The organism is Trinickia acidisoli, from assembly GCF_017315725.1.
GTDB lineage: Bacteria > Pseudomonadota > Gammaproteobacteria > Burkholderiales > Burkholderiaceae > Trinickia > Trinickia acidisoli.
In genome coordinates, this window is record NZ_JAFLRG010000001.1 from 751,678 (window position 1) to 775,566 (window position 23,889).

Consider the following 23,889-nt stretch of genomic DNA (forward strand, 5'->3'; position numbering starts at 1 on the left):
TTGCGTGCCGGCCTCTGCTCGCGCAGCGGCCGGCAGCGCATTATCGGTTCGCTGTCGAGCGTGGCGTTGACGGCCGATCCGAGGGGGCTTCGACGCGGCGCAGGTAATCGGCGAGGCGCCGCCCTTCCATGTCGGGAAACGTCTCGTGCTGGGCGACGTGCGTCATTTGCGCGATGTCGAAGTTGCGGAAGTCGCCGCGTAGTTCGCACCAGGCGCCGACCGTCCAACGCCCGCCCCAATAGACGAGGCTGAGCGGCCAGATGCGCCGCTCCGTATTCGCGCCGAGCCGGTCGCGGTACGCAAAGCTCACGACGTGCCGCGTATCGACAGACCGGTGCAGCGTGTCCACCTTCTCCGAAAACTCGCGATCGATGTGAAACGAGGGCGCGAACACGGCCAGCCGCTCGAGCGTCGCTCGCTTGTCGGCCGGCATCGCCGACGCCACCTTCGCCAGCGCGCTGCGGGCGCCCCCGGCGAGCGCAGCACCGCCCCAGGTTTCGATCATCCGCGCGCCCGCTGCGAGCGCGGCGAGCTCCTCGGCCGTAAACGTCAGCGGCGGAAGGCTCGCCGAGCGGCTCAGTCGATAACCGATACCCGCTTCGCCCTCGATCGGTACGCCCGATAGCTGCAGGTCGCGCACGTCGCGATACACGGTGCGCTGCGACACATGGAGCCATTCGGCCAATTGCCGCGCGGTCGTGAGGCGCCGGCCGCGCAGCAATTCGGCAATCTGGAAGAGGCGATCGGCGCGTCGGGTCATGGCGGAAGTTTATCGTAGGGCAGAGGCCTGAAATGAGCGTGAACAGGCCCTAGCGCAAGCCAGCCATTCGCGCGAGCAGACCCTAGCGCAGCGTGCGCGAATGCAGCCCGATGCGATTGCCTTCCGTATCGATGATGAACGCGATGTAGCCGATCTCGTCCGGCAGCTCGACGATCGAGCCGTCGATCCTGCCGCCGGCCGGCGCGATTCGATCGAGCGTGGCCCGCAGCGTCGGCTCGGCGTTCAGGTAGACGGTGACGCCGTCGCCCGTCACGGAGGGCCGCATGTCGCGCGGGTTGCAGATGATCGCGCCGCCGGTGGCCTCATCGTCGTGCGCGAAGACGGCCATCGGCACGCCGCCGAAGACTTCGCGCCGCAACGGCTGATCGAGTGCGGCTTCGTAGAAGCGAACGGCCCGCTCGAAATCGAGCGCGGGAATTTCGAACCAGGAAATAACGCGCGTGGCAGTGGCAGTAGCGGTCATGACAATCTCCGTCGACGTGGGGAAGCAGGCTGGGCAAGCGCTGGTGAGCGCATGAGAGAGAGTCTGCGACAGTACTGCTGACACCGTTCTGTCAGCAGCTTGTCCCTCTTTTCGTGGAGACTGCCGGCCGCCGGCGTGTTCGCCGCCGGGGCGGATGACGTTACTGGCCTGCGCCGGCTCCGCCGTCTTGCGATTGCGGCCGCGACTTCACGCTGCCCGAGACCAGATCGAAACGGAACAGCCGGCATTCGAGCGCGCCATTGAATAGCGGCGTCTTGGTGGACTCGCGCAGCCGCATTTGCCCCGGCAGCGAGCGGTCGGACGTCAGCACGAACGCCCGCCAACCGGCAAAGCGCTGCTTGAGTGCGTCGCCGAAGGCCCGGAAGAATTCGCCGTCGGCGCAATCGGGCTGCGCACGGTTGAACGCTTCGCTGCCGGCCTCGCGGCTTGCGTGGCGCGGCTCGCGCACGTCGCCGCGCGGGCCGCGGCCGCGCACCTCGATGCGCTCACCGTAGGGCGGGTTGGCGATGATGATGCCCGGCTGCTCACTCGGCGGGACGATCGCGCGCGCGTCGAGCTGCTTGAGCCAGAGCGACGGCACGCCCGCGCGTGCGAGGTTCGCGCGCGCCTTCTCCAGCATGTCGCCCGAAATGTCGCTGGCGAAGATCGGCAGATCGACTTTCCTCGCGCCGGCTTCGCGCTTGGCATCGAGCGCGGCGACCTTCATCGACTGCCAGACCGAGACGTCGTACTGCTTGAGCTTTTCGAAGCCGAAACGGCGCTCGACGCCGGGTGCAACGCCGCGTGCGATCTGCGCAGCTTCGGCGACGAACGTGCCGCTGCCGCACATCGGATCGTAAAGCGGCGTGCCGGGCGTCCATCCGGTCAGACGCAGGATGCCCGCGGCGAGGTTTTCGCGCAGCGGCGCGGCGCCTTTGTCGAGTCGCCAGCCGCGCTTGAAGAGCGGCTCGCCCGAGGTGTCGAGGTAGAGCGTGCAAACCGTGGCGGTGAGGAACGCGAACACCCGCACGTCGGGCTGCGCCGTGTCGACGCTCGGGCGCGCACCGCTTACGCTGCGCAGCCGATCGCAGACGGCGTCTTTCACGCGCAGCGTCGCGAACTCGAGACTGCGCAGCGGCGATTTGATCGCCGTGAGATCGACGCGCAGCGTCTCGTTCGCCGAAAACCAGCGTTCCCACTGTTGTTCGGCTGCCAGTGCATAAATGTCCTGTTCGCCGCGGTAGGGGCGCTCCGCGATCTTCAAGAGAACGCGGCTAGCGATCCGCGAGTGCAGATTCGCCGCCATGCCCGCTGCCCATCCACCCCGAAAATGCACGCCGCCCGGCACCTGCGCGCCTACCTCGAATGGTGGCGCGCCGGCTACGCTGGGCAAGCGCTCGGCGATTTCCGCGAACTCGGCGGCGAGCGCGGCTTCGAGCCCGCGCGGGCAAGGGGCAAAAAAATCGAACGGCGTGGGCGAAGACATGGACGAAAACCGAGCGTGCAAAGGCGTCATTGTACGCGGGCGCCGGCGCTATCTTCGGGTGTTGGCTTTCACGACGCGCCTGCGACCGCCGGTTCCGATCTGCCTACCGCGCAGTCGCCGGCGTTCGTCGCCGGCGCGCTGGCACCGGAGGCCAGCGCGCGCACGACGGACGCGATCGAATCGGCCAGCTCGCCGACGGTGCGCCGATGCCCGGCGACGAGCGCGTCGTAGCCCGGGGCGACGGTTTCGGTCTGCACGGTCCTGCACGTCACCACCGCCTGCGTGCGCAGCGAGTGCACGCTCCACACCGTATCGAGCACGGCGCGCGACCCCGGCCATGACTCGAAGCGACGCACGTTCACGGCGATGCGATAGACGGGCACGTTTTCGGGCCGCGGCGAGCCGAAGACGTCGAACGTGTCGAGTCTCGCCGCGAGGTCGCCCGACAGCGCGCGCCGCAACTCATCGGCCGGCGGCGACGCCCAGCGCTCCTGTTCGAGCACGGTTACCCGCGTCGCGTCGTCCTGCACGACGAGTTGATTGCGCGCAACCTGTGCCGGCACCTCGACCGTCGGCACCTCGATCAGGAATGCGGGCGTTGCCGTCGCGCCGGCCGCGGGGCCGGCGGCGTTGCCGCCCCCGCCGAGCGTATAGAAGCGGCTCGGCGGCGACGAGGCGCAGCCCGACAAGAACACGGCGCCGATCAGCGCGGCGCCGGTCAGCGCGGCACGGGCGGCGAACATGGCGAGCGGGCGAGCACGCAGGGCGAGTTGATCACGCTTCATGGCTGGGTCTGGTCCTTGGCTTTGCCGCGCAAGAGCGATTCGGGATGGCGCTCGAGATAATCGGCGAGTGCGTTGAGCGTTTGCAACGTCTGCGTGAGCTGGGTCAGCGCCTGATGCATGTCCGATTGCAGCGGCGAATCCTGCTGCAACGTCGATTGCGCCGCGCCGAACGTGCGCTGCGCGGCGGCCAGCGTCTCGCGCGCCTGCGGCGCGAGCTGCGTGTCGAGCTGCTTGAACAGCGCGTTCGCGTTGACGAGCGTGCCGTTCAGATTCTTGCTGATCTGGTCGAACGGAATCTGATCGAGCTTGCGCGCGATATCGGCCACTTGCACCTGCAGCTCGTCGAGCGTGTTCGGCACGGTCGGCAACTCGAGCGGCGCGCGGTTGACGTCGAACGAGACCGGCGCGGCCTTCGGGAACATGTCGAGGGCGACGTAGAGCTGGTTGGTCAGCAGATTGCCCGTGCGCAACTGGCCGCGCAGCCCGTGCACGACGAGCGTGCGCAGCAACTGTTTGCCCGCCGCTTGGCCGCCGTGCTCGATCGATTCGCGGAATCGCTGGCCGAGGCGATCGGGGTAGAGGTTCATCGTGACCGGCATCGTGAAGTCGCGTGCTTTCGGGTCGTACTGAATGCCGATGGCCGTGACTTCGCCGAGCTCGATGCCGCGGAAATCGACCGTTGCTCCGACCGACAGCCCGCGCAGGGATTGATCGAAGTTCATGACGACGACGAGCGGCGGGCCGTCGGGTGCGCGCATCGCGTCGCTCTCGTTCCCCGCCAACGTGAATACCGTGTTGTCGGGCGCTTCGGCGCCGACGCTCTCGCCGGGCGGAGATTGGAACGCGAGCCCGCCGATGATGACCGTCGCGAGCGATTGCGTGTTCAGCTTCAGCCCGTTCGAGTCGAGGCGCAGATCGACGCCGCTTGCATGCCACCAGCGCGAATTGGTGCCGACGTACTGGTCGTAGGGGGCATCGATGAAGACGTCGATCGACACGCCGGTACCATCGCGATCGAGCGAAAACCCGACGACTTGTCCCACCTGCACGCGCCGGTAGTAGATGGGCGAACCGATGTCGATCGAGCCGAGCGAGGCGCCGTGCAGCGAAAAGCGGCGCCCTTTCTGGTCGCCCGTGACGGCCGGCGGTTTCTCGAGCCCGACGAAATCGGTCTGGGTTTCGTGCGAGCGGCCCGCGTCGGCGCCGATATAGGCGCCCGACAGCAATGTGCCGAGCCCCGTGATGCCGGTCGTGCCGATGCGCGGACGCACGATCCAAAAGCGTGTGTCCTCGACGGCGAAATCGGCGGCTTCCTTCGTGAGCTGAACCGAGACGAGCACGCGCGAGTGATCGTGCGAAAGCCGGATGGTCTTGACCGAGCCGATATCGACGTCCTTGTACTTTACCTTCGTCTTGCCGGGCTCGAGGCCTTCCGCCGTGGAGAAGCTGAGCGTGATCATGGGGCCGCGGTCGATGACGGACTTCGCGACGAGCGCGATGCCGACGAGCGCGGCGATGAGCGGCACGAGCCAGACGAGCGACGGCAGCCAGCCGCTGCGCGGCGTGGTGATGGGTTCGGGCAGGTCCGGCTGCAATTCCGGCGGCAACTCGGGGCCCTGCGGAGGGCCGCCGTTCGGGGAGGGGGGCTGTCCTTGCGGGCTAGTCATGGTCTCGTCCAGAAGCGTGTGGGCTGCGGGCATCCGCGCAGTCCCAGATCAGGCGCGGATCGAATTGAAGGGACGCCGCCATCGTGAGCACGACGACGGCGGCGAAGGCGAGGGCGCCCCAGCCCGCCGTGATGACGGCAAGCGACTTGAAGCGCACGAGCGCGACAGTCAGCGTCACGACGAACACGTCGAGCATCGACCACCTGCCGATGCGCTCGACGATGCGATAGAGCTTGGTGCGCTCGTGCGGCCGCCAGGCGGAGCGGCGCTGCGTCGTCCAGGCGAGCAGGGCAAGCACGGTCAGCTTGAGCATCGGCACGAGGATGCTGGCGACGAAGACGATCACGGCGAGCGGCCAGTCGCCCGATACCCAGAAATAAACGACACCGCTCATGATGGTGTCGTCCTCGTTGCCGAACAGCGAAGTGGTGTGCAGCACCGGCAGTAAGTTGGCGGGGATATAGAGAATCGCCGCCGCAATCAGAAGCGCCCACGTACGCGAAATGCTGTCGGGATGGCGTAGATGAAGCGCCGCGCCGCAGCGGCCGCAGCGTTGCTGCCGCGCCGCCGTCGCCGTGCCGCTCGCGCGCTGGGGCTGTCCCTGCTTCTGCGCCTGTCCCGCCGCGGTACGCGCTTGAACGTGCCCGCAGGCGTGGCAGGCAATCATGCCCGCATGGGCGGCGGTGAGGTATTTCGTCGTCATCGGGCTTGCGTGCTCGTGCCGCGATTCGATGCGATCGCAGCGGCTCGAGGCGTTGCCGCGCCGCGCGTGCGCCGTGCGCCGATTACGTCGGCGATGTCCCAAAGCGCGCGCGGATCGAACAGGACGACGACGGCCAGCATCAGCGTCAACGCGCCGAAGGCGAACAGCGCGGCTTCGGGAACGACGCGGGCGAGGCTCGTCATTTTGACGATCGTAACGAGGATGCCGAGCATCAGTACCTCGATCATGCCCCAGGGCCGCACGAATTGGATGGCCCGCAGCACGAGGTTGAAGCCCGGCGGCACCACGCCTGCGCGGATCGGCACGAGCACGTAGAGCAGGGCGGTGAGTTCGACGAGCGGAAACAGGATCGTCGAGCAGAAGACGGCGATCGCGACGAGTTCCATGCCCTCGCTCCAGAGCGCGACGAGCGCTCCGATCAGCGTCGTTTGCGAGGTCACGCCGTTCAGGTCGAGTTCGACGATCGGAAAGGCTTGGGCGATGAGAAACGTGAACAGGGCGGCCAGCGTGAGCGCGCTGATCCGCTCGAGTTGAACGGCGCTCGGACGATAGAGCATCGCACCGCAGCGCGGGCATCGCGCGCTGCCTTTCGTGCAGACGCGCGGTTTTCGCAACAGTGTGTCGCAGTCGTGACAAGCAATCAGGTCATTTCCGTTCATAAGCGTTAGCGTGGACTTCATGGACCGGAGGCGTCGGGCGGGCGTGCCATGAGGCGCTGATCCCCCGCAAACCCGCGCCCATCTTACCAAATGGGGTGCTCATCACTTGTCGGTCGATGCGGGAAAAAGGGGACGCACGCGAACGGACGCCTGCTCGATGGGGCAACTTTCGCGCCACGTCGGGTGGGCCGGCCTATGTTCGGCTTGCCGATAGCGGCTCCGCATGAAATTGCGGCTTGGGGTAGCATGGCGACGATCCATTTTCGTAGCACGGCAATGACACATCGCGACTTGTTTACCGCTCATGACGAGGCTTACACGCCCACCGCCATCGGCCTGCATTGGCTCATCGCCGCGTTGATGATTTGCGGCTTTACGCTGGGCTGGGTGATGACGAGCATTCACGGCTTCACGCCCACGAAGCTGCGCTATTTCTCGTGGCACAAATGGATGGGCGTGACCGTATTCGCGCTGGCGGCGCTGCGCATCCTCTGGCGCGCGACGCACCGCGCGCCGCCGCTGCCGTCCGGGATGCCCGCTTGGCAGCGCGCCGGCGCGCACCTCGTTCACGTGCTCCTGTACGCGCTGATGATCGCGATTCCGATCACGGGCTACCTGTTCAGCTCGGCCGCGAACGTGCCCGTCGTCTATCTTGGCATCGTGCCGCTGCCCCGGCTGATCGCTCCAGATCCAACGCTGAAAGCGATCTTCAAAACGGCGCATCTTCTGCTCAATTGCGGATTGGCGGCGCTCGTGGTGGCCCATGTGGCTGCCGCGCTCAAGCATCAATGGGTCGACCGCGACGGCTTGCTCGCCCGCATGATCCCGTTTTTGAAATGAAATGAAATAAAGTGAAGCGAAAAGAAGTTGAAAAAGAGCCGAATCGAGCCGATTACAAGAAAAGTGAAGTGAAAGACGCCAACCAGCAAGGATGAAAATGAAAGCTTCGTTTTACCGCTACATGATCGCCGCCTTCGCGGCCGCGTCGCTGGCAGCCTCGGGCATTGCCTTCGCGCAAGTCGATGCGGCGAAAAGCACGGTGACCGCCACGTCGAAGCAAATGAACGTGCCGGTCGAGGGCACGTTCAAGAAGTTCGATGCGAAGGTGAGCTTCGATCCGTCCAAGCCGTCCGCCAGCAGCGCGCAGCTCACCGTCGACGTCGGCAGCTACGACCTCGGCGACGACAGCTACAACGAACAAGTGCGCGGCAAGGAGTGGTTCGACACCAAGACCTACCCGAAGGCCACGTTCGTGTCGTCGGCGATCACGCCCGCGGGCGGCGGCAAGTACAACGTGACGGGCACGTTGACGATCAAAGGCAAGGCGCAGCCCGTTACGTTCCCGATGACGGTCGGCCAGCAAGCCGGCGCGCAGACGTTCGACGGCGCGTTGCCCATCAGCCGCTTGAAGTTCGACATCGGCACCGGCGAATGGAAGGACACGTCGACGGTAGCGGATGAAGTCACGATCAAGTTCCATATCGTCGTACCGAAAAAGTCGTAAGCCGGAGACATCGACGTTTCAGGCTTGCGTCGTCATCGTTTGACCGCCGCTCGCCAGGGCGGCTTCCGACAAGGAGAATCCATTGAAGACTCGCACCCTCATCGCCGCGGCGATTGCCGCCGCATCGATCGTTTCGCTGACGCCGGCATCCGCTGCCACGTATCAGCTCGATCCTAACCATACCTACCCGAGCTTCGCGGCCGATCACTTCGGCGGCTTGTCGATTTGGCGCGGCAAGTTCACGAAGACGACGGGCACCGTCACGCTCGATCGCGAGACCAAGACGGGCTCGGTCGACGTATCGATCGATCCGGCTTCGATCGATACGGGCAACGCGGAGCTCAACGAACACCTGCAAACGCCGGGGTTCTTCGACGTCGCCAAATATCCGACCGCCAGCTACAAGGGCACGGAAATCAAGTTCGACGGCGACAAGCCCGTCGAAGTGATCGGCACGTTGACTTTGCATGGCGTGACCAAGCCCGTCAACCTGACGATCAAATCGTTCAAGTGCATGATGAATCCGATGCTCAAGCGTGAAGTCTGCGGCGTCGAGGCGCGCGCCGATTTCAAGCGTGACGAGTTCGGCCTCGACTTCGGCAAGAGCTACGGCTTCAACATGGACACGAAGCTCGAGATTCAAGCCGAAGGGATCAAGCAGTAAGCGCTTCGCTGCTGTCGGCCGCGCTACGCGGCCTCGTGGCTTCGTAGCCCTCCGCTGCATCGGAAAAACCGCCCGCAAGCGTTTCGCTTCGGGCGGTTTTTTTCGTCCAGTGGGAATGTGCGCGTTGCGCGTGTCATTTTTGCGGGCCATACTGGGCGCCAGCCGGCCAAGCCGGCCGTATTTGGTTGCGTGCACATCTAATTTCGCAGGTGCCCGCGATGAACGGGTGCCCTCGTCGATGATTCTTCGGCAAACCGCAGGAGACTGGCATGAGTGACACGTTGGCGGCAGCATCGATGACTTCCCGCGGCCATGTTTGGCGCGCGGTCCTGGCCACCTCGATCGGCAACGCGCTCGAGTGGTTCGATTTGGTCGTCTACGGCTTCTTCGCCGTCGTGATCGCCAAGCTGTTCTTCCCTGCCGGCAACGACACCGTTTCCCTCTTGCTCGCGCTCGGTACGTTCGGCGTCTCGTTCTTCATGCGTCCGCTGGGCGCGATCGTAATCGGCGCCTATGCCGACCGCGTCGGCCGCAAGTCGGCCCTCACCCTGTCGATTCTCTTGATGATGGTCGGCACGGGCATCATCGTCGTGCTGCCCACCTACGAGACGATCGGCATCGCGGCGCCGTTGATCCTCGTTTTGGCGCGGCTGATGCAAGGCTTTTCGGCCGGCGGCGAATTCGGCAGCGCCACCGCATTCCTCGCCGAGCACGTGCCGCAGCGGCGCGGCTTCTTCGCGAGTTGGCAGGTTGCGAGCCAAGGGCTCACGACCGTTCTGGCGGCGGTGTTCGGCACGGTGCTGACGGGTACGCTCACGCACGAGCAATTGATGTCCTGGGGCTGGCGTGTGCCGTTCTTGTTCGGTCTACTGCTCGGGCCGATCGCCTATTACATTCGCTCGAGTGTCGACGAGACCCCCGAATTCCTCGCCGCCGAAACGACGACGTCGCCGCTGCGCGACACGTTCGCCACCCATAAGGCGCGGCTCTTGATTGCAATCGGGATCGTCGTGCTCGGCACGGTGGCGACTTACCTCGTGCTGTTCATGCCGACCTATGGTGTGAAGCAGTTGGGGCTGCCGCCTTCCGTCGCGTTTTCGGCCGTGGTATTGACGGGCGTGATTCAAATGATCGGATCGCCGTTCGTCGGCCACGTTTCCGACAAGATCGGCCGCACGGGCATCATGCTCGTGTCAGCGGCGCTGATGCTCGTGTTCATCTACCCGGCTTTCGCTTGGCTCGTCGCGGCCCCGAGTGCCGGTACGCTGTTCGCCGTGCAAGTGGCGATGGGCCTTATCGTGACCGGGTATTTCGCAGCGCTGCCGGGCTTGCTGTCGGAGATTTTCCCCGTCGCGACGCGCACCACGGGGATGTCTCTCGCCTACAACATCGCCGTGACGATCTTCGGCGGCTTCGGGCCGTTCATCATCGCGTGGCTCATTCGCGAGACGGGCGAGAAGGTCGCGCCGAGCTTTTACTTGATGTTCGCGGCGCTGGTGAGCTTTGTTGCGCTCGTCGCGTCGCGTAGGGTGCTTGGGTTCAAGTGATGCGTAGGCAGGCGCGCGCTTAGCGCGCCTCATCCATTCCCGCCGGCCACTGCCCCCGTCTTTCGTCTTTTCTCAGCCGTCGCATCCCCTCTCCTTGGCGAGCTCCCCGCACCTAGCAACCTAGATAGGTGCGCCTTCCGCACGCGAACCCATGCACTAAGCTCAATTCGGCCCCGGTACGGATCGCGCTTGCATTGAGCGCGGGGCCGTCCGGGTTGCCTGTTACGTGACGTTTTCGATCGACGAGCGCGTCGGCCGAAAATCGTAATCGGCATTTCGATCAAAACGAAAAGCAAAACGAAATTGGTTCACGTTGGTGTCAGCCGTTTCATGGGCGACGGTGCGTCGCCCGCCACCGTGCGTAGTGTGGCGAGACGAAGGCTGAAGCACGCCGCACGTTACCAAGGAGATCAGGAGCTACTATGTCCACACCCCTGCCAGCGAGTGACTATCAACAAACAGAATTTTCGAAGCTGTCCGTCGGCCCCACGACGGACTGGGCGAATCTCGGCGGGCAGTTTCGCGGCCTACCGACACCCGTCTACTACTCGGGGTCGCTGTTCGCGTTCACGCGTAACTTCGACAACCGGCTCGGCATGTGCCAGATCGATACGACCGGGACGAAAGGCAAATGGTCCACGTGGGGCGGTACGCTCACGTACAGCCCCGCTGCGGCGCTGTCGCAGAACGGCTCGATCGGGGTAATCGGCCGCATGCAATCCGGGCAGATCCAGATCAGCTACATCAACCCGTTCCAGGGCATCTACACGCCCTGGGTCGCGATCACGGGTGCCCCGTCCGGCACGAACTTCAGCGGCCCCGTCCAACTCGTGCAGAACACCAATGCGCGGCTCGAAGCATTCGCGCTCGATACGAACGGCAATCTGTGGCATGCATGGGAAACGTCCGTCGGCAGCAACCCACAATGGTCTTCATGGAGTCATCTCGGCAGCGGCTTCAATTCGATGCCGACCGAGTTCCCCGTGTTCCTGCTGCAGGGCGGGACCAATAAGGGATGTCTGCAAGCGGTGTTGATCGGCAATCAGCCCAATATGTATCAGTCGACACAGTACGCGGGCGGGGGTTACGACTCATGGAGCCCGTTCACGGTGGTCGGCACGACGATCCCGCCCGATTCGCCGCCGCAATTCGCCAACGGGCCAGCGGCGAATTTCGATACCAATCTGCAGAACGCCGCTTATGCCGGTTACAACGCGAACGTCGGCGTCGGCCAAAATCCGCTTGTTTACTGCGCGCCGCCGAGCTTCCCGCAATGGGGGCCGATCAACAACATCACGTCCGAGCAGTATCCGATCTCGAATGCCGCGCCGGTCATGGTGTCGAACGGCGGCGTCGCCAATTTGGCATGGTCGACGCCGAACGGTCAGGTGTATCTAGTGTCGGAGGCGATGACGGCGAATAACTTCTGGTCCAACAACATCCAATCGGTGGGCACCGGGAATGCGCAGTTCACCGGCCAGATGGTCGGCGTGGTCAACAACGGCATGGATGGCCTGTTCATGTTGGTTGCGGACGGCACGCTCGCATTCATCAACTACCTGCCTCAGTAGCGGCACGCTGGCAGAGCGGTAGCAGCACGGCGGATCGCCCGCGAACGCGCATTCATTCGGCGTTTCGGGCGTCAGCCGCGGTGAAGCGCTCGTTTTGGGGAGGTTGCGCCGCCCGCCATGGTGCGGCGCAAAGCACTGCGTGTTGCCTCGCGCCGCGTCAAGCGGGCGGGAGCATCGTCTCGTTCGACGCGTTGCCCGGTGCGAGCGTCGACGGTCTTGGCGTGACAGCTTCGATCGCTTCGTCGATCACGAGACCGAGCAGATGCCGTTGTGCGGGCGTGAGATCGACGCGCGCGGCGAATTGATCGACGGCCGAACGGATTGCGTTCGAGCGCTGTTGCCGCGTCGGCGTCGTGATCATTCGAGGCGGGAGCGGCGTTACGGTCCCTAATTCTGTGCTCATAGCGGACTTCCAAGTCATTCGGCATGAATAGGGTGCGACTATGCAATTTTCGCGCCATGACCCCCTGAACAGGGTGGACAGGCCAACGCGGGCCCAACGGTGGGCGTATCGGCAGAAAATGTTTCATTTCTGATACGCGCTGGCTCCGCACCGAGCCGTCGTTCGCACAAACAAAAACGGCGCGCCGCGGTTCCACCCGCATGCGCGCCGTTTTTCGAAGCGGTGAAGCTCGAAGCAGGGCTAACAGCTAAGCCAACGCCCCGCTCAAACTTGTGCGCCGGCGTTCGGATCGCTCGGATCGTGACGCGGCTTTTTGTCCTTGAGCAGATCCTCCCGCTTCACGCCAAGCCACATCGCCAGCGCCGCTGCGACGAACACCGACGAGTAGATACCGAAGCAGATGCCGATCGTCAGCGCGAGCGCGAAGTAGTGCAGCGTCGGGCCGCCGAACAGGAACATCGACAGCACCATCATCTGCGTACAGCCGTGCGTGATGACCGTGCGCGACATCGTGCTCGTGATCGCGTGGTTGATGACCTCCATCACCGTCATCCTGCGTTCGCGGCGGAACGTTTCGCGAATCCGGTCGAAGATAACGACCGATTCGTTCACCGAGTAGCCGAGCACCGCGAGCACCGCCGCCAGCACCGACAACGAGAACTCCCATTGGAAGAATGCGAAAAAGCCGAGAATGATCACGACGTCGTGCAAGTTCGCGATGATGCCGGCAATGGCGTACTTCCATTCGAAGCGGAACGACAGATAGATGACGATGCCGGCGACGACGCAAGCGAGCGCGAGCAGGCCGTTGGTGGCGAGCTCCTTGCCCACCTGCGGCCCGACGAACTCGACGCGCTGCAATTGCGCGGCCGCGTCTTGCGCCTTCAGCCCCGCCATGACTTGCTCGCTTTGCTGCGACGACGAGAGGCCATGCTTCAGCGGCAGCCGAATCATCACGTCACGCGAGGTGCCGAAGGTCTGCACCTGCGCGTCGCCGTAGCCGAGCGTATCGAGCGTCTTGCGCACCGGGTCGAGCTGTACCGTCTGCGGGTACTGCACTTCGATGACGGTGCCGCCCGTGAACTCCACCGACAGATGCAGCCCGCGATGAATCAGGAAGAACACCGCGGCGAAAAACGTCAAGAACGAGATCGCGTTGAAGATCAACGCGCGTTGCATGAACGGAATGTCTTTGCGAATGCGGAAAAATTCCATGGTCTTGTCTCCGGGTTCCGACGAACCGATTAGCGGGATGAGCCCGGTTTGCGCGAGGTGGTGCCTTCGCGCGCGCGATTGCGCAGGACCGGCTTCGCGCCGCTGGGTCCGACTTTGCCCTTTTGCGCGGTGACCGTCTTGGCCGTGCGCATCGTGTCGGTGTGCTCGTCGACGTCGCTGCCGACTTGCGGATAGGCCACGGCCTCGGCCGCGGCCGGGCGCCAGACCTGCCCGATCGCGAGCGACTTGAGCTTCTTCTTGCCGCCGTACCACGCGTTGACGATGCCGCGCGAGAAGAACACCGCCGAGAACATCGACGTCAAGATGCCGATGCAGTGCACCACGGCGAAGCCGCGCACCGGGCCCGAGCCGAAGGCGAGCAGCGCCAGGCCGGCGATGAGCGTCGTGACGTTCGAGTCGAGAATCGTGGCCCAGGCATGCGCATAGCCGTTCTGGATCGCGAGCTGCGGCGGCGCGCCGTGGCGTAGTTCTTCACGCACGCGCTCGTTGATCAGCACGTTCGCATCGATCGCCATACCGAGCGCGAGCGCGATAGCCGCGATGCCGGGCAGCGTCAGCGTAGCCTGCAGCATCGACAGCACGGCCACGAGCAAGAGCAGGTTCACCGACAGGCCGATGACCGAGACGAGCCCGAACAGCAGGTAATAGGCGATCATGAACACGGTGATCCCGGCGAAGCCGTAGACGACCGAGTCGAAGCCCTTCTTGATGTTGTCGGCCCCGAGGCTCGGGCCGATCGTGCGTTCTTCGATGATGTCCATCGGCGCAGCCAGCGAGCCCGCGCGCAACAGCAGCGCGAGATCGGCGGCCGCTTGCGGGGTGGGCTGGCCCGTGATCTGGAAGCGATCGCCGAGTTCGGACTGGATCGTCGCGACCGTCAGCACCTGGCCCTTGCCCTTTTCGAACAGCACCATCGCCATCGGCTTGCCGATGTTGTCGCGCGAGACGCTGGCCACGGCGCGGCCCGCCGCCGAGTTCAGGCGGATGTTGACGGACGGGCGCTGGTGTTCGTCGAAGCCGGCCGAGGCGTCGATGATGCTGTCGCCCGTAAAGATCACTTGCTTGCGCAGCAGCACCGGCGCTTGGTTGCCTTCGGTGAAGAGCTCGTCGCCGGCCGGGACGGCCTCGCCGGGCGTGGGGTGCGTGTTGACCGGATCGGCCAAGCGCGCCTCGAGCGTGGCGGTGCGGCCGATGATTTCCTTCGCCTTGGCCGTATCTTGCACGCCGGGCAGCTCGACGACGATGCGGTCGGCGCCTTGCTGCTGGATCACGGGTTCGGCCACGCCGAGCTCGTTCACGCGGTTGTGCAGCGTCTGCATGTTCTGCTTGACGGCTGCTTCCTCGACCGCGCTCAACTGCGCGGGCGCGAACGTGCCGACGACTTGCGCCCCGCCGGTCGTGGATTGCCGCGTGGCCCATTGCAGTTCGGTGATGTTGCGCGTGAGTTGCGTGCGCGCGTTATCGGCCGTTGCCTGATCGGCGAAATCGATGACGATCGTTTGGTCGACGCGATTGACGCCGCCTTCGCGGATCTCGTTGTCGCGCAAGAACGTGCGCGCATCCGATGCGTCGGAGTCGAGCCGCTTGTTGAGCGCGCCCGCCATGTCGATCTGCATCAGGAAGTGGACGCCGCCTCGCAGGTCGAGCCCGAGGTACATCGGCAGCGCATGCAGTGCCGTGAGCCAGCGCGGCGAAGCGCTTTCCAGATTCAGCGCGACGACGTATTGCGGATCGTTCGGATCGGGGTTCAGCGCCTTTTGCAGCAAATCCTTCGCGTGCAACTGCGTGTCGGTGTCTTTCAGGCGGACGCGGATGTTGGCGTTGGTCGTGGCGTTGTCGAACGTGACGTCGTCAGGCTTGATCTGATCGGCGGCGAGCGCGGATTCGACCTGCGCGAGCGTGGATTCGTCGAGCTTGACCGTCGCCTTGCCGCTGAGCACCTGCACGGCCGGCGCTTCGCCGTAGAAGTTGGGCAATGTGTACAGAAGGCCGATGGCGAGTGCCACGGCCATCACGACATATTTCCAAAGGGGGTAGCGATTCATGGGGGAGCCGAACGGGTGGGTTGGCGTGTGGGCGGTGCGGGGCGTTCCCTCACCGGCCCCGGTGCGGCGTAACGTGCTAGGCGCGTCGCGCCGCCTCGAGCCGGGTACTGTAGGGCGGTGCCGCGTCAGAGCGACTTGATCGTGCCTTTCGGGAGAATCGTCGTGACGGAACCCTTTTGCACGGTGATTTCCGTGCCCGCGGCGATTTCGATGCCGACGTACGCTTCGCCGACCTTCGTCACCTTGCCAACGACGCCGCCGTTCGTCACGACTTCATCGCCCTTGGCCATCGCGGAGAGCATGTTGCGATGGTCTTTCTGACGTTTCATCTGCGGGCGAATCATGATGAAGTACAGCACCGCGAACATGAGGATGAGCGGCAAAAAGCTCATCAGGCTCGACTCGGCGCCGCCGCCGGTTGCGCCTTGCCCGAATGCATTGGAAATCAGCGACACGTTGGTTTCTCCGTAAAGGACGATCGAAACGATCTGAGGCGATCGAAAAATAGCCGCGTATTTTACCACCTGCGCCGGACTTGCCGGCTGCACGGTTACAGCGATTGCCGGCCGTCCCCGCGTGCGCTAGCGCGGGCGCGGCTCCGCCCGCGCGCAGCGCGCCGGCCGCTAGTCCACACCGCGCGCGCGTTCGTCTCGAAAACGGCGACGAAATGCCTCGAACGTGCCCGTTTCGATCGCTTCGCGGATCTCGCTCATGAGTTCGAGGTAGTAATGGAGATTGTGAATCGTATTGAGTTGGGCGCCGAGAATTTCGCCGACCCGGTGCAAATGGTGCAGATAACCGCGCGTGAAATGGCGGCAGGTGTAGCAGCCGCAGGTCTCGTCGAGCGGGCGCAGCGCGTTCTTGTGCGTCGCGTTGCGGATCTTGACGTCGCCGAATCGCGTAAACAGCCAGCCGTTGCGCGCGTTGCGCGTGGGCATCACGCAGTCGAACATGTCGATGCCGGCGGCCACGCCCGCGACGAGATCCTCGGGCGTGCCGACGCCCATTAGGTAATGCGGCTTGTCGGCCGGCAGCTTCGGGCCGATGTGCTCCAGCACGCGCATCATTTCCTCTTTCGGCTCGCCGACGGACAGCCCGCCGATAGCCAGGCCGTGGAACCCGAGTTCCGAGAGGCCGGCCAGCGATTCGTCGCGCAAATCCCCGTACATGCCGCCTTGGACGATGCCGAACAGCGCGTTCGGATTGCCGAGCCGGCCGAATTCGTCGATCGAGCGCTTGGCCCAGCGCAGCGACATGCGCATCGAGGCGGCGGCGTCTTCGTGCGTCGTCGGCACGTCGTCGGTCGCGTACGGCGTGCATTCGTCGAACTGCATGACGATGTCCGAGTTCAGCACCTTCTGAATCTGCATCGACACTTCGGGCGAGAGGAACAGCTTGTCGCCGTTGATGGGCGAGGCGAACGTCACGCCGTCTTCGGTGATCTTGCGCAAGTCGCCCAGCGAAAACACTTGGAAGCCGCCTGAATCGGTCAAGATCGGCCGGCGCCAGCCCATGAAGCTGTGCAGTCCGCCGTGCGCGGCAACCGTCTCGAGCCCGGGACGCAGCCAGAGGTGGAACGTGTTGCCGAGGATGATTTGCGCGCGAATCTCCTCGAGCTCGCGCGGCTGGATCGCCTTGACGGTGCCGTACGTGCCGACCGGCATGAAGATCGGCGTTTCGACGACGCCGTGGTTGAGCGTCAAGCGGCCGCGGCGCGCGCGGCCGTCGGTCTTGACGAGTTCGAATTTGAGGCCGTCCAGACCCGTTGCGGGGGACGACGGCTGATCGTTTGTATGACCTTCGGTCATCGATAGGCTCCAAGTGCTACCGGAGAACAGTCCGGCGCAAGGGAAAACCGCTGCCCGGATATGACCGCGCAGCGCGTGAAAGAAAGGGCGGTTCGCCCGCGCGCGTCTTAGTTATCGACCCTCGTCAGCAGCATGGCGTCGCCATAGCTGAAGAACCGATAGCGCTCGTCGATCGCGTGCCGGTACGCCTCGCGGATCGGCTCCATGCCGGCGAACGCGCTAACGAGCATGAGCAGCGTCGACTTCGGCAGATGAAAGTTCGTCACGAGCCGATCGACGATGCGAAAGCGGTAGCCGGGCGTGATGAAGATGTCGGTTTCCGCCGACGTCGCGCCAAGCGGCCGGCCCGCGGCCTGCGCGTCGCGCGCGGCGGCCTCCAGCGCCCGCATCGACGTCGTGCCGACCGCGATCACGCGCCCTTTGCGCGCGCGCGTGGCGGCGATCTTGTCGACGAGCGTGGGCGGTAGTCGATACCACTCGCTGTGCATCTTGTGGTCGGCGATGTTCTCGACGCGCACGGGCTGGAACGTGCCCGCGCCGACGTGTAGCGTCAGCGTGGCGCGCTCGATGCCGCGCGCCTCGAGCTGCGCAAGCAGCGCTTCGTCGAAATGCAAGCCGGCCGTCGGCGCGGCCACGGCGCCCGGGTGTTGCGCGAAGACGGTCTGGTAGCGCGTTTCGTCGGCCGCATCGGGGTCGTGCTCGATATAGGGCGGCAGCGGCAGCCGGCCATAGCGCTCGATCAGCGTGAGGCAGTCGTCGGGAAAGTGCAGCGTGTAGAACGGCTCGACGCGCTCGCCGACCGTCACCTCGAATGCGTCGGCCAGCTTGAGCGCCGTGCCGGGCGCCGGGCTCTTGCTCGCGCGGATCTGCGCGAGCGCGGTTCGCTCGCCCGTCAGCCGCTCGACGAGCACCTCGATCCTGCCGCCGCTGGCCTTTTGGCCGAAGAAGCGGGCCTTCAGCACTTTGGTATCGTTGAAGACGAGCAAATCGCCCGGGGCCAAGCACTCGGGCAGATCGGCGAAGCGCCGGTCGACGAGGCGCGCGGGCGCGGTCGTCGTGTCGACTTCGAGCAGGCGGCTCGCGCTGCGTTCAGGCAGCGCGGTTTGCGCGATCAGCTCGGGCGGCAGATTGAAATCGAAATCGGAAAGCGTGAACATGCTGCGTTGATCGGCGGTGAGGATGCGGCGAAACGGCTCACGAGCCGCTATGATCGCGAAGCGCGATGCCGAGGCGGCCCCGCGTGCCGTTCGTCGAGAAGAAAGCCGTTATTGTACTTGCCAGGAGCGTAATGCCGTTGTCCGACCGTAGCCTGCCCGATTCCGCCGACGACACGGCACCGCCCGCGCGCGCCAGGAAGCGGCGCCAAGCCGCGCCCGATGAGGGTTCGCGCGGCGCCGGCGATGCGCTCGCGAAGGAAGACGCACCGGCCGAGCCCGTCATCGGTGCGGTTGCCGGCGCTGCGAAGAAACGGACGAAGACCGTGGCCGGCAACTCCCCGGCGAAGCTCGCGAAGACGGTCGACAAGCTCGCCAAGCTCGGCCTCACGCGCGACATCGATCTCGTCCTGCATCTGCCGATGCGTTATGAAGACGAAACGACGCTTACGCCGATCGGCGAGCTTTTGCCTGGCGAGACGGCGCAGGCCGAAGGCATCGTCGTCGACAACGAAATCGCCTATCGGCCCCGCCGGCAGCTCGTCGTCAAGCTGCGCGACGCCGACGGCAGCGAACTCTCTCTGCGGTTCCTCAATTTTTACGGCTCGCAGGTCAAGCAGATGGCGCTTGGCGTTCGCCTACGTGTGCGCGGCGACGTGCGCGGTGGTTTTTTCGGGCTCGAAATGGTCCACCCGACGGTGCGCCCCGTCGACGAGGACACGCCGCTGCCCCAGGCACTGACGCCCGTTTATCCGAGTACGGCCGGCGTCTCGCAGGCGTATCTGCGCAAGGCCATCGACAATGCGCTCGCCCGCACGCCGCTGCCCGAAATCTTGCCCGAGCGCATCGCCGAGCAATACTGCCGGCCGCTGGCGTTGCCGCCGCTCGCGCAGGCGGTGCGCGTGCTTCATCACCCGAGCGCGGGCGCCGACGAAACGGCGCTGATCGACGGCACCCATCCGGCCTGGACCCGGATCAAGTTCGACGAATTGCTCGCGCAGCAACTGTCGCTCAAGCGCGCGCACGAGGAGCGGCGCGCCCGCTCGGCCCCGTCGATGCCGCGCGGTACGGGCGGCGAGACGCTCGTCGCGAGGCTTTCGGCCGCGCTGCCGTTCGAACTCACGCGCGCGCAGGCGCGCGTCGTTGCCGAGATATCGGCCGATCTGAACGCGCCCCATCCGATGCAACGGCTGTTGCAGGGCGACGTCGGCAGCGGCAAGACCGTCGTCGCGGCGCTGGCGGCCGCCCAAGCGATCGATTGCGGCTACCAGGCGGCCATGATGGCGCCGACGGAAATCCTTGCCGAGCAGCATGCCCGCAAGCTGCGCGGCTGGCTCGAGCCGCTCGGCGTCACCGTCGCCTGGCTCGCCGGCAGCCTGAAGGCGAAAGAGAAGCGCGCGGCCGTCGAAGCGGCGGCCTCGGGGGCGGCTCAGCTCGTGATCGGCACGCACGCGATCATTCAGGACACCGTGGAATTCGCGCGGCTCGGCCTCGTCATCGTCGACGAGCAGCATCGATTCGGCGTCGCCCAGCGGCTCGCGCTGCGCGCCAAAGCCGATCGCGCGGGCGGCGGCGCGGCGGGTTTTCAGCCGCACCAGTTGATGATGTCGGCCACGCCGATTCCGCGCACGCTCGCAATGACGTATTACGCCGACCTCGACGTGTCGACGATCGACGAGCTGCCGCCGGGGCGCACGCCGATCGTGACGAAGCTCATTTCCGATGCGCGCCGCGACGAAGTGATCGCGCGCGTGCGCGAGGCGGCCTTGACGGGGCGGCAGGTGTATTGGGTGTGCCCGCTGATCGAGGAAAGCGAAACGCTGCAGTTGCAGACGGCGATCGAGACCTACGAAACGCTTGCGCAAGCGTTGCCCGAACTGCGCGTCGGCCTCGTGCATGGGCGGCTGCCGCCGGCCGAGAAGGCGGCCGTCATGGACGCGTTTTCGCGCAACGAGGCGCAGTTGCTCGTGGCGACGACGGTGATCGAGGTCGGCGTGGACGTGCCCAACGCGTCGTTGATGGTCATCGAGCATGCGGAGCGCTTCGGCCTCGCTCAACTGCACCAATTGCGCGGGCGCGTGGGGCGCGGCAGCGCGGCCTCCATCTGCGTGCTGCTCTACAGCAACCCGCTGTCGCTGACGGCGCGCGAGCGCTTGAAGACGATGCGCGAGACGACCGACGGTTTCGAAATCGCACGGCGCGACTTGGAGATTCGCGGCCCCGGCGAATTTCTGGGCGCGCGCCAGTCGGGCGCGGCGATGCTGCGCTTTGCCAGTCTCGAAAACGACGCCTGGCTCATCGAGCCGGCCCGAGAGGCCGCGGCGCGGCTCATCGCCGAGCATCCCGACGTCGTCCTCCAGCATTTGGCGCGCTGGCTCGGCGGCCGCGAGCAATTCCTGAAGGCCTGAGCGCCTTGAGCGGCTGAGCGGCTGAGCGCGAACGAAGGGCGCCCGGCATGGCCATTCGCTGTCGATGCGTGCCGGCCCCTCCGTCGTTGCCGCGTGACCGAGGACACGCAGCCCTGCGTTGCCGCCCTGTTGGCGAATCGCTGCCTCGGGTGTATAAGATAAACCTATCGATTTCAACGTCCTGATTGGTCCCCCAATGACGCTCACTGAACTGAAATACATCGTGGCGGTTGCGCGCGAGCGGCATTTCGGCCGTGCCGCCGAGGCGTGCTTCGTCAGCCAGCCGACGCTGTCGGTCGCGATCAAGAAGCTCGAGGACGAACTCAACGTCCAGATTTTCGAGCGCGGCACGAGCGAAGTCAGCGTGACGCCGATCGGCGAGCAGATCGTCACGCAAGCGCAGCGTGTGCTCGAGCAGACGCTCGCGATCAAGGAAATCGCAAAGCAGGGCAAGGATCCACTCGTCGGGCCGCTGCGTCTCGGCGTCATCTATACGATCGGCCCCTATCTGCTGCCGACGCTCGTCAAGCAGATGATCCGGGCCGTGCCGCAGATGCCGCTGATGCTGCAGGAGAATTACACGCTCAAGCTCATCGAGCTGCTCAAGCAAGGCGAGATCGACGTCGCGATCATGGCGCTGCCGTTCCCGGAAACGGGCCTGATGGTGCGTCCGCTCTACGACGAGCCGTTCGTCGTGGCGCTGCCGGCGGGGCATGCTTGGGAGTCGCGCAAGAAGATCGACGCAAACGACCTGAAGCAGGAAACGATGCTGCTGCTCGGCAACGGACATTGCTTCCGCGACCACGTGCTCGGCGTCTGTCCCGAATTGATGCGGTTTTCGCAAACAGCGGACGGCATTCAGAAGACATTCGAAGGCTCCTCGCTCGAGACGATCCGCCACATGGTGGCGAGCGGCGTCGGCATCACCGTGCTGCCGCGCATGTCGGTGCACGAGGTCAGGGCGCATGCGGGCGGACCCGACGCGGGCTTGCTCAGCTACGTGCCGTTCGAGGAGCCCGTGCCCGACCGGCGCGTCGTGCTCGCTTGGCGCAAGAGCTTCACGCGCATGCCGGCCATCGAGGCCATCAGCGAGGCCATCTCGTCTTGCGAGCTGCCCGGCGTCAGCAAGCTCGACATGCCGGTTGCCGTCAATTGACGGTCCGGCTGCCGGCCGGCGCGGCGCATGCCGCGTTCGGCCGCGCCGCTATCGAGGTGTCCCGTTGTCGCTGTAGCGGTACTATCGAATAGATAACAATAATCGAATATCGTAAATCGATAGCTTTCTTTATTCTTCACTCCATGGATCGCGCCGATCGAGCGCTCAAGCCCACCGTGGAGGAAGTCATGTCCCAACTCATCGCCCGAGTCGTTGCTTCGCCAGCCCGTTTCAGAACGGGCGCACGGCTGGCCGTGTCCCTGCGCGGCTCGCGTGCCGCGGCCTTCTCCTTGCTTGCCGCTCGCGCGCTCGCCGCGTGAGCGATTCCACTTCGCTTCGTTTTTTCATTGAGGAGTTCACGATGTCCGACCGCAAACTCACGACCGCCGCGGGCGCACCCGTCGCCGACAACCAAAACTCGCTGACCGCCGGCGTGCGCGGCCCGATTGCGCTGCAAGACGTTTGGCTGCTCGAAAAGCTCGCGCATTTCGACCGCGAGGTCATCCCCGAGCGCCGCGTACACGCGAAAGGGTCGGGCGCGTTCGGGCGGTTCGTCGTCACGCACGACATCACGAAGTACACGAAGGCGAAGATCTTCAGCGCGATCGGCAAGGAGACGCCGTTGTTCATCCGTTTTTCCACGGTGGCGGGCGAGCGTGGCGCCGCCGACGCCGAACGCGACGTGCGCGGCTTCTCGATCAAGTTCTATACGGAGGAGGGCAACTGGGACGTCGTCGGCAACAACACGCCCGTATTCTTCATTCGCGATCCGCTGAAGTTCCCCGACTTCATCCACTCGCAAAAGCGCGATCCGTACACGAACCTGCGCAGCAACGTCGCGGCGTGGGATTTCTGGTCGCGTCATCCCGAGTCGCTGCATCAAGTCACGATTCTGATGAGCGACCGCGGGATTCCGCGCAATTACCGCCAGCAGCACGGTTTCGGCTCGCACACGTTCTCGCTCGTCAATGAAGGCGGCGAGCGCTTCTGGGTGAAGTTCCACTTCAAGTCGGCGCAGGGCGTGGAGAACTACACCAACGAAGAGGCGGCGCAAGTGATTGCCGGCGATCGCGAAAGCGCGCAGCGCGACTTGATCGAGACCATCGATCGCGGCGAGTTTCCGAAGTGGCACTTCCGCATTCAAGTCATGCCCGAAGCCGATGCGGCGAAGGTACCGTACAACCCGTTCGACATCACGAAGGTGTGGCCGCACAAGGATTATCCGCTCATCGACGTCGGCGTGATCGAGTTGAACCGCAACGCGGACAATTACTTCTCCGATGTCGAACAGTCGGCTTTCACGCCGGCCAACGTCGTGCCCGGCATCGGCTTCTCGCCCGATCGCCTGTTGCAAGGGCGGCTTTTCTCGTACGGCGACGCGCAACGTTACCGGCTTGGCGTCAATCATCATCAGATTCCCGTGAATGCGCCGAAGTGTCCGGTCCATCACGCGTTCCACCGCGATGGCGCGATGCGCACGGACGGCAATCTCGGCGGCGCGCCGAACTACGAGCCGAACCGGTTCGGTGGTTTTGCGCAGGACCGCAATGCCGCCGAGCCGCCGCTCGCGGCGGGCGCGATCGACCGCTACGACCACCGCGAGGATGGCGACTACTACAGCCAGCCGGGCGCGCTGTTCCGCCTGCTCGAGGAAGGTGAGCGTCAGCGCTTGTTCGACAATATCGCGCGTCATATCGAAGGGGTGCCCGAGGATATCGTCGCGCGTGCGCTCGAGCACTTTGGCCGTGCCGATGCCGCCTACGGCGACGGAGTGACGGCTGCGATCGAGCGACGCAGGGCCACGCACGCCAAGTAAGCGCGGCGGCGA

22 protein-coding genes are annotated in these 23,889 nt (G+C 65.0%); 9 read left to right on the forward strand and 13 right to left on the reverse strand.

Going from position 1 to position 23,889, the window contains the following annotated elements:
• Window positions 1–40: 40 nt before the first annotated feature.
• From J3485_RS03505 to J3485_RS03535, 7 genes are all read right to left on the reverse strand, one after another.
• On the reverse strand, window positions 41–760 hold the full coding sequence (locus J3485_RS03505; protein ID WP_206951184.1) for a helix-turn-helix transcriptional regulator: 720 nt from the start codon (window positions 758–760) through the stop codon (window positions 41–43).
• Between the two features lie 82 nt (window positions 761–842).
• On the reverse strand, window positions 843–1,244 hold the full coding sequence (locus J3485_RS03510) for a VOC family protein (RefSeq protein WP_206951185.1): 402 nt from the start codon (window positions 1,242–1,244) through the stop codon (window positions 843–845).
• A gap of 160 nt (window positions 1,245–1,404) precedes the next feature.
• Entirely contained in the window at window positions 1,405–2,730 is a 1,326-nt protein-coding gene (locus J3485_RS03515) for a THUMP domain-containing class I SAM-dependent RNA methyltransferase (protein WP_206951186.1), read from the reverse strand.
• A gap of 68 nt (window positions 2,731–2,798) precedes the next feature.
• Window positions 2,799–3,515 carry a PqiC family protein gene (locus tag J3485_RS03520; RefSeq protein ID WP_374192404.1) on the reverse strand — a complete coding sequence of 239 codons (717 nt, stop codon included), beginning with the start codon at window positions 3,513–3,515 and terminating at the stop codon, window positions 2,799–2,801.
• On the reverse strand, window positions 3,512–5,182 hold the full coding sequence (locus J3485_RS03525; RefSeq protein ID WP_206951187.1) for a PqiB family protein: 1,671 nt from the start codon (window positions 5,180–5,182) through the stop codon (window positions 3,512–3,514). Before J3485_RS03525 ends, J3485_RS03520 begins: the two co-directional genes overlap by 4 nt.
• Window positions 5,175–5,885 carry a paraquat-inducible protein A gene (locus J3485_RS03530; RefSeq protein WP_206951188.1) on the reverse strand — a complete coding sequence of 237 codons (711 nt, stop codon included), beginning with the start codon at window positions 5,883–5,885 and terminating at the stop codon, window positions 5,175–5,177. Before J3485_RS03530 ends, J3485_RS03525 begins: the two co-directional genes overlap by 8 nt.
• The gene (locus J3485_RS03535) at window positions 5,882–6,565 is read right to left on the reverse strand and encodes a paraquat-inducible protein A (RefSeq protein ID WP_206951189.1); all 684 of its coding nucleotides are present in this window, start codon (window positions 6,563–6,565) and stop codon (window positions 5,882–5,884) included. Before J3485_RS03535 ends, J3485_RS03530 begins: the two co-directional genes overlap by 4 nt.
• Before the next feature lie 276 nt (window positions 6,566–6,841).
• Here J3485_RS03535 and J3485_RS03540 point away from each other — a divergent pair, with 276 nt between their 5' ends.
• The 5 genes from J3485_RS03540 (at window position 6,842) to J3485_RS03560 (ending at window position 11,851) form a co-directional block, all read left to right on the forward strand.
• A complete protein-coding gene (locus J3485_RS03540) occupies window positions 6,842–7,405 on the forward strand; it encodes a cytochrome b (RefSeq protein WP_206951190.1) in 564 nt (187 codons plus the stop codon).
• 97 nt (window positions 7,406–7,502) lie between these two features.
• The gene (locus J3485_RS03545) at window positions 7,503–8,069 is read left to right on the forward strand and encodes a YceI family protein (protein ID WP_206951191.1); all 567 of its coding nucleotides are present in this window, start codon (window positions 7,503–7,505) and stop codon (window positions 8,067–8,069) included.
• Window positions 8,070–8,151: 82 nt separating this feature from the next.
• Complete coding sequence (locus J3485_RS03550; protein ID WP_206951192.1) at window positions 8,152–8,733, forward strand: YceI family protein; 582 nt, start codon at window positions 8,152–8,154, stop codon at window positions 8,731–8,733.
• 269 nt (window positions 8,734–9,002) lie between these two features.
• Window positions 9,003–10,280: an MFS transporter gene (locus tag J3485_RS03555; RefSeq protein ID WP_206951193.1), complete on the forward strand. Its 1,278-nt coding sequence runs from the start codon at window positions 9,003–9,005 to the stop codon at window positions 10,278–10,280.
• Window positions 10,281–10,702: 422 nt separating this feature from the next.
• On the forward strand, window positions 10,703–11,851 hold the full coding sequence (locus J3485_RS03560; protein ID WP_206951194.1) for a DUF8189 domain-containing protein: 1,149 nt from the start codon (window positions 10,703–10,705) through the stop codon (window positions 11,849–11,851).
• A gap of 157 nt (window positions 11,852–12,008) precedes the next feature.
• Here the strand turns inward: J3485_RS03560 and J3485_RS03565 are convergent, their stop codons facing one another.
• From J3485_RS03565 to queA, 6 genes are all read right to left on the reverse strand, one after another.
• Entirely contained in the window at window positions 12,009–12,254 is a 246-nt protein-coding gene (locus J3485_RS03565; protein WP_206951195.1) for a hypothetical protein, read from the reverse strand.
• A gap of 264 nt (window positions 12,255–12,518) precedes the next feature.
• Window positions 12,519–13,469, reverse strand: a complete 951-nt coding sequence (secF, locus tag J3485_RS03570) for a protein translocase subunit SecF (protein WP_206951196.1) — start codon at window positions 13,467–13,469, stop codon at window positions 12,519–12,521.
• Between the two features lie 29 nt (window positions 13,470–13,498).
• The gene (gene secD, locus J3485_RS03575; RefSeq protein WP_206951197.1) at window positions 13,499–15,535 is read right to left on the reverse strand and encodes a protein translocase subunit SecD; all 2,037 of its coding nucleotides are present in this window, start codon (window positions 15,533–15,535) and stop codon (window positions 13,499–13,501) included.
• Between the two features lie 125 nt (window positions 15,536–15,660).
• Window positions 15,661–15,990, reverse strand: a complete 330-nt coding sequence (gene yajC / locus J3485_RS03580) for a preprotein translocase subunit YajC (RefSeq protein ID WP_206951198.1) — start codon at window positions 15,988–15,990, stop codon at window positions 15,661–15,663.
• 168 nt (window positions 15,991–16,158) lie between these two features.
• A complete protein-coding gene (tgt, locus tag J3485_RS03585) occupies window positions 16,159–17,343 on the reverse strand; it encodes a tRNA guanosine(34) transglycosylase Tgt (protein ID WP_206951199.1) in 1,185 nt (394 codons plus the stop codon).
• A gap of 107 nt (window positions 17,344–17,450) precedes the next feature.
• A complete protein-coding gene (gene queA / locus J3485_RS03590; protein WP_206951200.1) occupies window positions 17,451–18,500 on the reverse strand; it encodes a tRNA preQ1(34) S-adenosylmethionine ribosyltransferase-isomerase QueA in 1,050 nt (349 codons plus the stop codon).
• A gap of 131 nt (window positions 18,501–18,631) precedes the next feature.
• Between queA and recG the strand changes: the two genes are divergently transcribed.
• The 4 genes from recG to J3485_RS03605 all read left to right on the forward strand — a co-directional run bounded on the left by recG (window position 18,632) and on the right by J3485_RS03605 (window position 23,877).
• The gene (gene recG, locus J3485_RS03595; protein ID WP_206951201.1) at window positions 18,632–20,905 is read left to right on the forward strand and encodes an ATP-dependent DNA helicase RecG; all 2,274 of its coding nucleotides are present in this window, start codon (window positions 18,632–18,634) and stop codon (window positions 20,903–20,905) included.
• Window positions 20,906–21,101: 196 nt separating this feature from the next.
• Complete coding sequence (locus J3485_RS03600; protein ID WP_206951202.1) at window positions 21,102–22,061, forward strand: hydrogen peroxide-inducible genes activator; 960 nt, start codon at window positions 21,102–21,104, stop codon at window positions 22,059–22,061.
• A gap of 188 nt (window positions 22,062–22,249) precedes the next feature.
• Window positions 22,250–22,381 carry a hypothetical protein gene (locus tag J3485_RS29225; protein ID WP_277991589.1) on the forward strand — a complete coding sequence of 44 codons (132 nt, stop codon included), beginning with the start codon at window positions 22,250–22,252 and terminating at the stop codon, window positions 22,379–22,381.
• A gap of 41 nt (window positions 22,382–22,422) precedes the next feature.
• Window positions 22,423–23,877 (forward strand): catalase, encoded by a 1,455-nt coding sequence (locus J3485_RS03605; RefSeq protein WP_206951203.1) that lies wholly within the window; start codon window positions 22,423–22,425, stop codon window positions 23,875–23,877.
• Window positions 23,878–23,889 lie beyond the last annotated feature (12 nt).